At 70.9% G+C, this 11746-nt stretch carries 11 protein-coding genes; 9 read left to right on the plus strand and 2 right to left on the minus strand.

Annotation, left to right across the window (positions count from 1 at the left end):
• Positions 1-134: 134 nt before the first annotated feature.
• From mnmG to HNQ09_RS16285, 4 genes are all read left to right on the plus strand, one after another.
• A complete protein-coding gene (gene mnmG, locus HNQ09_RS16270) occupies positions 135-1943 on the plus strand; it encodes a tRNA uridine-5-carboxymethylaminomethyl(34) synthesis enzyme MnmG (protein ID WP_184031424.1) in 1809 nt (602 codons plus the stop codon).
• Positions 1944-2323: 380 nt separating this feature from the next.
• Positions 2324-3088 (plus strand): 16S rRNA (guanine(527)-N(7))-methyltransferase RsmG, encoded by a 765-nt coding sequence (rsmG, locus tag HNQ09_RS16275; RefSeq protein WP_184031426.1) that lies wholly within the window; start codon positions 2324-2326, stop codon positions 3086-3088.
• Positions 3085-3837, plus strand: coding sequence for an AAA family ATPase (locus HNQ09_RS16280; RefSeq protein ID WP_184031428.1), 753 nt, complete (start codon positions 3085-3087; stop codon positions 3835-3837). The genes rsmG and HNQ09_RS16280 overlap by 4 nt, the downstream gene beginning before the upstream one ends.
• Positions 3818-4666, plus strand: coding sequence for a ParB/RepB/Spo0J family partition protein (locus HNQ09_RS16285; RefSeq protein ID WP_184031430.1), 849 nt, complete (start codon positions 3818-3820; stop codon positions 4664-4666). Before HNQ09_RS16280 ends, HNQ09_RS16285 begins: the two co-directional genes overlap by 20 nt.
• 80 nt (positions 4667-4746) lie before the next feature.
• On the opposite strand, the gene HNQ09_RS16290 is transcribed toward HNQ09_RS16285, so the two are convergent.
• Both HNQ09_RS16290 and HNQ09_RS16295 read right to left on the minus strand, forming a co-directional pair.
• On the minus strand, positions 4747-6099 hold the full coding sequence (locus tag HNQ09_RS16290; protein ID WP_184031432.1) for a VanW family protein: 1353 nt from the start codon (positions 6097-6099) through the stop codon (positions 4747-4749).
• A 96-nt stretch (positions 6100-6195) separates the two neighbouring features.
• The gene (locus HNQ09_RS16295) at positions 6196-7206 is read right to left on the minus strand and encodes a YpdA family putative bacillithiol disulfide reductase (RefSeq protein ID WP_184031434.1); all 1011 of its coding nucleotides are present in this window, start codon (positions 7204-7206) and stop codon (positions 6196-6198) included.
• A gap of 92 nt (positions 7207-7298) precedes the next feature.
• On the opposite strand from HNQ09_RS16295, the gene HNQ09_RS16300 reads away from it, so the two are divergent.
• From HNQ09_RS16300 to HNQ09_RS16320, 5 genes are all read left to right on the plus strand, one after another.
• Positions 7299-7760, plus strand: coding sequence for a hypothetical protein (locus tag HNQ09_RS16300; RefSeq protein ID WP_184031436.1), 462 nt, complete (start codon positions 7299-7301; stop codon positions 7758-7760).
• 165 nt (positions 7761-7925) lie between these two features.
• Entirely contained in the window at positions 7926-9335 is a 1410-nt protein-coding gene (gene fumC / locus HNQ09_RS16305; RefSeq protein WP_184031440.1) for a class II fumarate hydratase, read from the plus strand.
• A gap of 69 nt (positions 9336-9404) precedes the next feature.
• Complete coding sequence (locus tag HNQ09_RS16310; protein WP_246363431.1) at positions 9405-9632, plus strand: hypothetical protein; 228 nt, start codon at positions 9405-9407, stop codon at positions 9630-9632.
• A 253-nt stretch (positions 9633-9885) separates the two neighbouring features.
• On the plus strand, positions 9886-10917 hold the full coding sequence (locus HNQ09_RS16315) for a S66 family peptidase (RefSeq protein WP_184031441.1): 1032 nt from the start codon (positions 9886-9888) through the stop codon (positions 10915-10917).
• Between the two features lie 48 nt (positions 10918-10965).
• A complete protein-coding gene (locus tag HNQ09_RS16320; protein WP_184031443.1) occupies positions 10966-11733 on the plus strand; it encodes a metallophosphoesterase family protein in 768 nt (255 codons plus the stop codon).
• Positions 11734-11746: the final 13 nt, after the last annotated feature.

Genomic DNA, 11746 nt, shown 5'->3' on the forward strand with positions numbered 1-11746 from the left:
TTCTAGCGGCTGGCCCCTTTCCTGTCGTCTCTGCACTCGGCCCCGGCCGGGCCGCGCTTTCCCGCAGGCCACCCGGCCACGGTGATGGCCGCTGGAATGGCCCACCCCGGCCCGTTGCTACACTCCACCCTGATATGAGCGGCTGGAATGTCATCGTGATCGGCGGCGGGCACGCGGGGCTGGAAGCCGCCTGGGCCGCCGCGAAGTTTGCCCGGACGGCCCTGTTGGTCGGCAACCCGGCCACCGTCGGGCGGATGCCCTGCAACCCGGCGGTGGGCGGCCCCGGCAAGAGCCAGCTGGTGTTCGAGGTGCAGGCGCTCGGCGGATTGATGGGCCGACTGGCCGACGAGACCGCGATTCATACCCGGGTGCTCAACGCCAGCAAAGGTCCCGCCGTCCAGTCGCTGCGGGTGCAAAACGAACGCGACGCCTACGCCGAGCGCGCCCAGGACGTCATCCTGGGCCATCCCGAGATCAACGTGGTGCGCGGCGAGGCGGCCGATCTGGAAGCCGACGGGCAGGGAGGCTGGTGGGTCGTCACCACCGATGGCCGCCGCCTGCATGCCCGCAGCGTGGTCGTGGCGGCTGGGACCTTCATGCGTGGGGTCACCTGGTACGGCCGCCACTCCCGCGCCGAAGGCCGTCAGGGCGAGCCGCCCTCGCGCTTTCTCAGTGCGCCGCTGGCCCGCGCGGGGCATGTCCTCAAGCGCTACAAGACCGGCACGCCGCCCCGGGTGCGGGCCGACTCGGTCCGGTTCGCGGACCTGCTGGAGATTCCCGCCGATCCCCAGCCGCGCGGCTTCACGGCCCGTCCGGGGCCGCGCGCCGCCGAGTCGCCCACCTGGCAGACCCAGACCACCCCGGAGACCCACGCGCTGATTCAGGCCAATCTGCACGAGTCGCCCATGTATGCCGGAGACATCGAGGGCCTGGGACCGCGCTACTGCCCCAGCATCGAGGACAAGGTCGTGCGCTTCGCCCACCATGACCGCCACCTGCTGTTTGTCGAACCAGACGGGACACAGACCAGCGAGGTCTACCTTCAGGGCTTCAGCTCCTCGCTGCCGCCCACGCTGCAAGACCGGCTGGTCCGCACATTGCCGGGGTTCGAGCAGGCCGTGATTCAGCGCTACGCCTACGCGGTCGAGTACGACGTGGTGGACTCCACCGAGCTGACCCTCGATCTCGAGTCCCGGCGGCTTCCCGGGATCTACACCGCCGGGCAGATCAACGGCACCAGCGGCTACGAGGAGGCGGCGGCGCAGGGGCTGATCGCCGGGACGGCAGCGGCCCGCCGGGCGGCCGGGCTGCCCGCGTACCCCGTTTCACGTGAAACGGGGTACATCGGGGTGTTGCTCGACGACCTGGTGTTCCGGGGCAGCGACGAGCCGTACCGGATGATGACCAGCCGGGTCGAGCACCGGCTGCTGGTGCGCCAGGACAACGCCGACGAGCGCCTCACCCCGCTGGGCCATCAGCTCGGGCTGGTGGATGATGCCACCTTGCGGGAGGTCGAGGGCAAATACGGGCGGGTGGCCGCCGGGGTGGCCGCGTTGCAACGCCAGCGGCTACACGGTCAGCCTGCCGAACAGTATCTGCGCCGTCCCGAATGTACCCTTGACGACCTGGAAGCCCTGGGGGTGACCCTGCCGCCCCTCAGCGCCGCCGAACGGGAGGCGGTCGAGATCCGGGTGAAATACGCGGGCTACATCGAGCGTGCTCAACGCCAGCTAGGCAGCGAGAGCCGGGCACGCGGCCTGAGCCTGGCCGACGTGGATTACACGGCCGTCGCCGCCCTGTCCAACGAGGCCCGTGAGAAACTGGGGCGCGCCCGTCCGCTGACGGTCGAGCAGGCCGCGCGGGTGCCCGGGGTGCGCCACGCGGACATCAGCAGCCTGCTGGTGCATCTGCGGCGCTCCTCCGGGGAGTTGCGGGAAGCTTGAAGGTCAACCAGCCAGGTGGAGAGGGCCGCCGCTGACCTCACCGACATCTGTGAGTGCATGACCCTCCTGGGGCGCCTGCTTCTGGTTCACGGAGCTGAAGGCCGCAAGAGGGGGGTGTGGTGGCCCTGGCTGCGCAGCGTTTCACGTGAAACGTCGCTGGGGCGTATGCAACGCGGCCCGGACCCGCAGATGAGCAGCTCCGGGGGCTATGGGCCAGAACGGTGGGCCTTCCTGGCTCGCCTGGGCGGTCTCCACGGCATTCGCGGTCACCGCTAGTATCAGAGAGAACGCGGGGTGAGGCCCTGAGGGGCACCCCGCTGCAAGGAGACCGATGAAGACACGGACAGGCAGGACAAGACGATGAGCGTCAGGAACAGGTTGTGACCCCGGAAGGGCGGGCGCTGCTTCTGGAGGGCGGAACGGCACTGGGACTGGACCTGACGCCTCAGGCCGAGGGGTTCGCCACGCTGCTGACGCTGCTGACCGAAGCCTCCGCGAAGATGAACCTCACTTCGCTGCGCGGCGAGCGCGAGATCGTGCTCAAACACTTCGTGGATTCCTTGACCTGTTTGCGGGGCGGCTGGTTGGCCGACGCAGGGCAGGTGGGTGCAGGGCAGGGGGACACGGGGCAGGTGCTCGATCTGGGAACCGGGGCAGGCTTCCCGGCGCTGCCTCTCGCCCTGCTGCGTCCGGACCTGAGCATCACGGCGCTGGACGCCACCCGCAAGAAGGTGGAGTTCGTGGGCCGCGCGGCAGCGGCGCTGGGCCTGAGCAACGTGCAGCCGCTGGTGGGACGGGCCGAGACGCTGGGCCGCGAGCCGCAGCAGCGGGAAGGCTATGACCGGGTGGTCACGCGGGCGGTGGCGGCGCTGCCGGTCCTGGCGGAACTCGCGCTGCCCTTCCTGAAGACGGGGGGTCTGCTCGTGGCCCAGAAGGGTCCCCTCACGCCCGAGGAACTGGACGCGGGCACCCGGGCCGCCGCCGAGGTCGGGGGAGCGGTGCGGCAGGTGGACGCCTTTACGCTGCCGGTCACCGGGGACGCCCGGACCCTGATCGTGGTGGAAAAGGTCGCGCCTACCCCCGAGCGCTACCCCCGCCGCGAGGGCGTGCCGGGCCGCAAGCCGTTATTCTGGCGGGCGACGTGAAAATCCTCGGAGTCGTGAACCAGAAGGGTGGGGTGGGGAAGACGACCACCGCCATCAACCTGGGCGCTTACCTGGCGGCCGGGGGGCGCCGGGTGCTGCTGCTGGACATGGATCCCCAGGGCAACGCCACCAGCGGCCTGGGCCTGCGCGGCGCGGCGCAGGGCCTTTACGAGGCGCTGGGCGAGCCGGGGCGGGTGGCCGAGTTCATCCAGGCCAGCAGCCAGGAGGGGCTGGACGTGCTGCCCGCCACCCCCGACCTCGCCGGGGCGGGCGTGGAACTGGCCGACGACCCCGACGCGCTCGCGCGGCTGCTGGCCAGCGTGCGCGGGTACGATCTGGTTTTGATCGACGCGCCGCCCAGCCTGGGGCCGCTGACCGTGAACGTGCTGGCGGCGGCTGACGCACTGCTGATTCCCCTTCAGGCCGAGTACTACGCGCTGGAGGGGCTGGCGGGCCTGATGGAGACGGTCGAGCGGGTGCGCGGCGGGCTGAATCCGCGATTGAAAGTGCTGGGGGTGGCGATCACCATGTTCGACGGCCGCACCAACCTGGCCCAGGAGGTCGAGACGATGGTGCGCCAGCATTTCGGGGAACTGGTGTTCTGGTCGGTCGTGCCGCGCAACGTGCGGCTCTCGGAGGCGCCCAGCTTTGCCAAGCCCATCGGCGCCTTCGCGCCGCTGTCGAGCGGGGCCGCCGCCTACAAGCGCCTCAGCGAGGAGGTGATGCAGCGTGTCGAAAAAATCGAGTAGCCTGGGGCGCGGCCTCGACGCCCTGCTGACCCGGCCCCAGGGCGCCGAGGGGCCAGGCGGCGCGCAGGTGCAGACCGTGCGGGTGGACCGCATCGTGCAGGCGGCGTACCAGCCCCGGCAGGTATTCGAGCCGGAAGCGCTCGCCGAGCTGGCCCAGAGCATCCGGGAAAAGGGGGTGTTGCAACCCCTGCTCGTGCGCCCACGCGGCGAGAACTTCGAGATCGTGGCGGGCGAGCGGCGCTGGCGGGCCTCGCAGCTGGCCGGGCTGGGCGAGGTCCCGGCATTGATCCGCGACCTCGGGGACCGTGAGGCGCTGGAGATCGCGATTATCGAGAACCTTCAGCGCGAGGACCTCGGACCGCTGGAGGAAGCGCGGGCCTACCAGGCGCTGCTCGACCAGGGGCTGAACCAGGAGGGCGTGGCGCAGGCAGTCGGCAAGGGCCGCAGCACTGTTTCCAACGCGCTGCGGCTGCTGAGCCTGCCGGGAGACGCGCTGCGGGCGCTGGAAACCGGGGAGATCAGCGCCGGGCACGCCCGCGCGGTGCTGGCGCAGCCCGAGCGCGACCGGGGCTGGGCGCTGGCCGAGATTCGCACCCGCCGCCTGAGCGTGCGCGAGGCCGAGGCCCTCAAGCGGGAGGCCCGGACCTCCACCCCCATCCCGGTCAATCCGCCGCGCGCCCACCGCCAGGTCGAACTGGACCTCAGCCGCCGCACCGGGACCCGGGTGCGGATCACCGGCGAGGACAAGGGCCGGGTGGAGCTGAACTACGCTTCCCGCGAGGAACTTGACCGCATCCTGGAGTTGCTGGGTTACGCCGCCGAGGAGTGACGCCAGCAAGTGACCCCAGAAGAGCGAGCGGGAGAAGGCGCGTTCAGCCCCTCCCGCTCGCTTCCTTTCTGGGTCTGGGATCAGCGCGTGCCGACCGCAAAGATGTTGGGCCAGGGGCGGTAACTGCTTTTCAGGGTGTCCTGCTTGAAGGTTTTGCCGTCCCGCACGAACTTGCGCGTCACCTCGATCACGGCGCCCGGCGCAGCCCAGTCCACCTGCTTGCGCTGCCCGGCTGCGAGGCTGGCGTCGCGAATGACCCGGTCGGGGGGGGCGGGGGTGCTGCTCAGCGTCCTGGGCGCCCCGACCTCGACTGTGAAGTCGCGCGCCTTGCCAAACACGCTGATGCTCAGGCGGGCTTCCTGGTCGTTCCACTCGGATTGGAACCACAGCGCGCCGCCGGTGTCGTTGGCGAACCTGAGGTCCTGCGAGGGCTGGTAGATCGTGGCGTCGAGGCCCTGGGGATCGTAGTAATGCACCTGATAGGAGTGGTTGCGCCGCTCGACCACCGGCAGCCCCGCCGAATACAGGGTGCGGAACACGGTCGTGCTGACCTGACAGATACCGCCGCCCAGGCCGCTGGCCGTACGTTCGCCCGCGATCACCAGCCCTGGCACGTACCCGGCCCGCGCCGAGACGGGACCGATGGCCTGGTTGAAAGAAAAGGTCTTCCCCTCGATCAGGCGGTCCTGAAAGTTGCGGGTGCCTACGTGAATGTTGGTCACGCGCGCCTCGCTGCTGCCGTAGTAGTTTGTCTGCCCGGTGCCCAGATGCGCGGTGATGCCCCTGGTGACGAAGAAGGCCAGCGTGCGCTTCGGCGCGACCTGCCCGGTCACAGCGACGCTGGCCTTGACCCCCCGGGGGTCTTTCAGGGCGGCCAGGAGGTTGGCACGGGTTTTGGCCTCGTCGATCTTCAGGGCGTTGCGCTGCACGACGGCCCAGCCGCCCTCCCCCAGGTTCTCGAAACGGGCGTCCTGCGCCTGACGCGGCAGCCCGGCCAGGAACTTCTTCAGGTCGGCGTCCAGACTCGGGGTGATCACGCCGCGCTGACGCAACTGCGCGACCCGCTCGCCCGGCAGCGTCAGCGTCTGCACGTAGGGCACGGTGGTTTTCTGGCCGCCGATCAGGGCCGGGTGGGCCGCCTGCACGGTGATCAGCAGCGGCGCAGTGCGGGCGGGCGCCTTCGGGGCGGGTGGCGCCGTGGGGGCAGGTGGCGGCGTGACCGGAGCGGCCTCAGCCGGCGCCGGAGTGGGCAGCGGAGCGGGGGCGGGTTCCGGCTCGGGCAGGGGCGGGGGCACCGGCACCGGCTCGGGCGCGGGGGTCGGCAGCGGGGCTGGCGGCAGGGCCGGGATGGTCTGGGCCAGGGCCGTGGAGGCGAGGGCGGCGCTCAGCAGCACGCTGGCGAGCAGACCTCCCGGGGAGGACAGCGGGGACATGCCCGCCAGTATCCCACGTGGCTCCCGGCGGACGAAAACAGCCTCTCCTCATCCGGTGGGGGAGGGGAGAGGCGGGGCGGGAGCAGCCGGGGCGGCTCAGGGCGCCAGCGAGACTTCCCGCCGCTGCCCGGCGAGTTGCCGCGCGATCTCGGTCACGGCGTGATCGGCGTGGTGGCGGCCGTTCTCGATAAAGACCTGATTCGTCTTGCCCGCAAAACCCGCCGAGCCGACCACGAACAGGCCCGGCACGCTGCTCTGGTAGTGCCCGTCGAGCACCAGGCAGTCGTCGGGCTGCGCGGCGAGGTCCAGCCCTGCCAGGAAGGAGAGGTCGGGGCGGTAGCCGGTCAGCGCGAAGGTGAAGTGGGTGGGCAGCTCGGAGGTGGTGCCGTCCCCGCGCTGCACGAGAACGTGTTCAGGGTGAATCTCGACCACCCGCGAACCGAAGTGCGCGGCGATGGAGCCTTCCTTGATGCGGTTTTCGAGGTCGGGCCGCACCCAGTACTTGAGGGTGGATTTGAGTTCGGGCGCCCGCACGACCATCGTGACCTTGGCCCCGCCGCGCCACAGGTCCAGGGCCGCGTCCGCCGCCGAGTTTCCGGCCCCGATCACGGTGACGTTCAGGCCCAGAAAGGGGTGCGCCTCGGTGTAGTAGTGGCTGACGTTGGGGCTGTCCTCGCCGGGAATCCCGAGGTGGACGGGGTGGTCGTAGTACCCGGTCGCCACGACCACCCGCCGGGCCTCGACCACGCCCGGCGTGCCGTCCTGCGCCTCGACCTCCAGCGTGAAGCCCGCCGGGGCCGCGTGAACGCGCTTCACCTCGGTGTAGAGGCGCACGTTCAGCGCCTCGCGCTGGGTCACCAGGCGGTAGTACATCAAGGCGTCGCGGCGGTCGGGCTTGTCGTGCCCGGTCACCATCGGATGGTTGCCGATCTCCAGCTCGGGCGCGGTGGTGAAAAAGGTCATGTAGGTGGGGTACTCGAAAATGGCGTTGACCACGCAGCCTTTTTCCAGCACCACGTAAGTCAATCCCGCCCGCTTGCAGGCGATGGCGGCGGCGAGGCCCACCGGCCCGGCTCCTACGACGGCGACATCGAACATCTGGCTCATGCGGGAAAGTGTGGCATGGGGGAGGGGAACAGACGGTGAGCCGTTCGGGCAATACCGCGTGCCGACCGCAGGTTGGACCGGTCGCCTGAGCCATGAACCTTACGCGGTGGGGAAGAGGGGGCCTGATCCTGGGCCTGAGTGGAGTCGCACCTGCGGGAGGCGGCGGCCCGCCCGGCCCGCTCACCCGTGACGCGGCCCTGCGGGGCCTGCCGGGGGTGACGGTGACGGAGGCCCCGAGCGGCGACTTTGAGGAGGATTCCGCCCGCTGGATGACGGGCGTGGGCTATACCTATGCCGTGCAGGTGCGGGTGGGCGAGCGGGCCGAACGGGTCCTGCTCTCCCCGGGGGCCATCCGCAACAGCGCCATGGTCAATGACCTGCTCGCCTGTGTGGAAACGACCCAGCCCACCGCCGCTCAGCGTCAGGCCCTCGTGACCGTGGCACGCGGCTTCCTGACCGCCTGTGCGCCCACCCTCGCCGCGCAGGCCCAGTCGGTCTGGGGGGGATTGACGAGCCACCATGGGGCCGGGGCGTTGGGCTGGCAGGACCGTTAGCTGGGCCGGGTGCTGGTGGGCTGGAGCGGACGCGAGGGTCTGACTGTGGCGGGCCGCGAGGTCAGCGGGCTGAACGTGACCTGGCCCGGTGACTCCGGCCGCTGCGTCTTCGAGGCCGCCGCGTTCCCCGGAGGGTGACCGCAGCCTGCCCATTACACTCAGGCCATGACGCAGACGGCTCAGGGGCAGACCCGCAAAGAATCCGACACGATGGGCACGCTGGACGTGGACGCCAGCCGCCTCTGGGGCGCGCAGACCGAGCGCTCCATCCACAACTTTCCCATCGGGCGCGACACCTTCGTCTGGGGCCGCCCCGTCATCCGGGCGCTGGGCATCCTGAAAAAGGGCGCGGCGCAGGCCAATGCCGAACTGGGCGAACTGCCGGGGGACATCGCGGACCTGATCGTGCAGGCCGCCGACGAGGTGATCGCGGGGCAGCTCGACGACCACTTTCCGCTGGTGGTCTTCCAGACCGGCTCGGGCACCCAGAGCAACATGAATGCGAACGAGGTCATCTCCAACCGCGCCATTCAACTCGCGGGGGGTGAGATGGGCAGCAAGCAGCCCGTGCACCCCAACGACCACGTCAACCGGGGCCAGAGCAGCAACGACACTTTCCCGACCGCCATGCACATCGCGGTGGTGCTGGAACTCAACGAGCGGCTCTACGGCGCGGTGGGCAAGCTGCGCGACACCCTGCATGCCAAGGCCGAGCAGTACGCCGAGCTGGTCAAGGTGGGCCGCACCCACCTGCAAGACGCCACGCCCATCACGCTGGGGCAGGAGATCGGCGGCTGGGTCGCGCAGCTCGACTACGCGCTGGCGGAGGTCAAGCACGCCGAGCAGGGCCTCTACGACCTCGCCATCGGCGGCACGGCGGTGGGCACCGGCCTGAACGCGCACCCCAGCTTCGGTGCTCTGGCGGCGAGGAAGTACGAGGCCGAGACGGGCTTTCCCTTCCGCTCCGCCGAGAACAAGTTCGCCGCTCTCTCGGCGCACGACGCGCTGGTGCAGACCTCGGCCGCGCTGCGGACCCTGGCGGGCGCCCTGATGAAGATGGCGAACGACGTGCGCTGGCTGGCCTCCGGCCCCCGCAACGGCATCGGGGAGATCGTGATTCCGGAGAACGAACCCGGCAGCAGCATCATGCCCGGCAAGGTGAACCCCACGCAAAGCGAGGCCCTGACGATGGTCGCCACCCGCGTCTTCGGGAACGACGCCACCGTCGCCTTCGCGGGCACCCAGGGCAACTTCCAGCTCAACGTGTTCAAGCCGGTGATGGTCCACGCCGTACTGGAGAGCATCCGGTTGATCGCGGACGCCTCGCTCGCCTTCAACGACCAGTGCGCGGTGGGGATCGAACCGAACCTGGAACGCATCGAGCACAACCTCAGCGTCAACCTGATGCAGGTCACGGCCCTGAACAAGCACATCGGCTACGACAAGGCCGCCGCCATCGCCAAAAAGGCCCACAAGGAGGGTCTGAGCCTGAAGGAAGCGGCGCTGGGCCTCGGGTACGTCACCGAAGACGAGTTCGCGCGCTGGGTCGTGCCGCTGGAAATGACCCGCAACTGAGCCTGGCAGGGAGGGCGCCGCGCCGCAGATGAGCGCCCTCCCTGCCGGGAGGCCGCCTACAGTGACAGGATGAACGAGGTCCTCCGTCTGGGTGGAAGCGCGGGTCTGGGTCTGGGCGTGCTGGCCGCCGGGCTGCTGCTCGCCTACGGCGTCTGGGTGGGGCGGCGGGACCTGGGGATGCGGGGCGCCTGGGGCGTCCTGGGGGCGCGGCGCTGGTCTCGTCGCTGCTGCCTGCCTCGCTGCCGCTGGCCCTGCCCAGACTGGCGGGCCACAGCCTGCTGCCGCTGCTGGTGCTGACCGGCGCCCTGTCGGTCTTTCTGGCTTTCTTCCCGCTGTACATCGCGGCCAACTGGCTGGAGGTCGTCCGGCGGGCCTCGCCCCCGCAGGCCGGGGACGCGCCTGCATAGGTTGACCTCCTGTGCATTCCGCGCTCTCTTTCTTCCATCACCGCCCGCGGGGGCGGCTTTTTTGTGCCTGGCGCATTGGGGCGTGGGTGCCGCCTCGGCCATCCGGCCCATCCTTGCCTGGACGCGCTCCGCTAGGCTGCCGCATGGCGCCCCAGTTCGTTCGCCCCCCCCGCCTTGCGCCCGGTTCGCGGGTGGCGGCCCTGAGTCTGTCGAGCGGGTTCGTGACCGAGGTGATGGGCCGCTACCGCGCCGGGGTGCGGCAGGTCGCCGCCGAGTTCGGCTGGGAGATCGTGCCCGCGCCGAACGCGCTGCGCGGCCCCGAGTACCTCGACCGTCATCCCCAGGCCCGCGCCGACGACCTGCACTGGGCGCTGCGCAGCTCCGACATCCACGGGATGGTCAGCATCATCGGCGGGGACGACAGCGTGCGGCTGCTGCCGTTTCTCGATCCCAGGCTGATTCGCCAGCACCCCAAGGCTTTTCTGGGGTACAGCGACAGCACGGTCACGCTGACCCAGTTCCTGCGCGCGGGCGTGATGGCCTACCACGGTCCCTCGCTGCTGACCGATCTGGCGGAAAACGGCGGGCTGCATCCCTTCGTGGTGGCGGGCCTGCGCCGCGCGCTGGTCGAGGAACCGCGCCCCTTTGACCTGGCGCCCGCCCCCGGGTGGACGGCGGGCGGCCCCGACTGGGCCGACGAGCACCTGCAAGAGGTCCCCCGCACCTTCCAGCCGGGGGGCGGCTGGGTGTGGCTTCAGGGCGAGGCGGTGGCCGAGGGGCACCTGATCGGCGGCTGCCTGGAGGTGCTGGACATGCTGTGCGGCACGCCCGGCTGGCCCGCGCCGGAGCTGTGGCGCGGCGCTGTGCTGGCCCTGGAGACCAGCAACGACGTGCCCCCGCCCCGGCAGGTCGGCTACTGGCTGCGGAACTACGCCGCGCAGGGCATCCTGGGGGAAGCCGCCGGGCTGCTGCTGGCCCGCCCGCGCGGCTACACGCCCGAGATGACCCAGGACCTTTACGGCTGGGTGCGCCGCGTGCTGGCCGAGGCGGGGCGGGGCGAGATGCCGGTGGTGGCGAACGTGGACTTCGGGCACACCAGTCCGCAGCTCACGCTGCCGCTGGGGGGCCGGGCGCGTCTCGACCCCCTGGCCGGGCGCGTCACCGTCGCGCCCTGAAGGCCGCCGCGTGCGCCGCAACCGGGTGGGGGCCGCTATCATGCCCCGGTGCGGCTCCTGCTGCTGTCCGACATTCACGCGAACCACACGGCCCTGGAGGCGGTGCTGGCCGACGCCCGGCCCCGGGGCTTCGACCGGACCGTCCACCTTGGCGACGCGCTGGGCTACGGCCCGCAGCCGCGCGAGGTGCTGGCGGCCTTGCGGGAGCTGGAGGCCACCTGCCTGCTGGGCAACCACGAACAGATGCTGCTGGCGCACGCCCGGGGGAGGCCCGGCCGCTGGGCCGAGCTGCGCCCCGGCAGCGTGGTCCTGACGGCGCTACTGTGGCAACTGGGGCGCCTCTCCAGGGCGGACCTCGCCTGGGTGGGGCAGTGGCCCGACGGTCTCGACGACCCCGCCGTGGGCGCCCGCTACCGCCACGGCACCCCGGTCAGCCTCGACGCCTACACCGACTCGGTGACGGCCGCCCGCGAGGCCTTCGGGGCGTGGAGCGGTCGGCTGGCCTTTGTGGGCCATACCCACGTGCCGGGCGTGTACAGCGCCCTGAACGCTCCGGTGGGCGAGTGGGTCAAGTTCCAGGCGCTGCGGGAGGGCGGGGCCTTTGTGCTGCCGCCCGGCTCGCGGGTGATTCTCAACCCCGGCAGCGTCGGCCAGCCGCGCGACGGCAACCCCGACGCCAGCTACGCGATTTTTGACAGCGCGGCGGGGGTGTTCGGGGTCTTCCGGGTGCCCTACGACATCGGGCGGGCGCAGACGCTGGCGCTGGAAGCCGGGCTGCCCCCGGTGCTGGCGGCGCGGCTGGCGCTGGGAAAGTAGCGTGGGGATGCAC

Source organism: Deinococcus budaensis, from assembly GCF_014201885.1.
GTDB lineage: Bacteria > Deinococcota > Deinococci > Deinococcales > Deinococcaceae > Deinococcus > Deinococcus budaensis.

Coding starts and splice junctions, on each gene's coding strand:
- mnmG (WP_184031424.1), top strand. CDS start 135: ATGAGCGGCTGGAATGTCATCGTGATCGGCGGCGGGCACGCGGGGCTG.
- HNQ09_RS16290 (WP_184031432.1), bottom strand. CDS start 6,099: ATGTCCCCGCTGTCCTCCCCGGGAGGTCTGCTCGCCAGCGTGCTGCTG.
- HNQ09_RS16295 (WP_184031434.1), bottom strand. CDS start 7,206: ATGAGCCAGATGTTCGATGTCGCCGTCGTAGGAGCCGGGCCGGTGGGC.
- HNQ09_RS16300 (WP_184031436.1), top strand. CDS start 7,299: ATGAACCTTACGCGGTGGGGAAGAGGGGGCCTGATCCTGGGCCTGAGT.
- fumC (WP_184031440.1), top strand. CDS start 7,926: ATGACGCAGACGGCTCAGGGGCAGACCCGCAAAGAATCCGACACGATG.
- HNQ09_RS16310 (WP_246363431.1), top strand. CDS start 9,405: ATGAACGAGGTCCTCCGTCTGGGTGGAAGCGCGGGTCTGGGTCTGGGC.
- HNQ09_RS16315 (WP_184031441.1), top strand. CDS start 9,886: ATGGCGCCCCAGTTCGTTCGCCCCCCCCGCCTTGCGCCCGGTTCGCGG.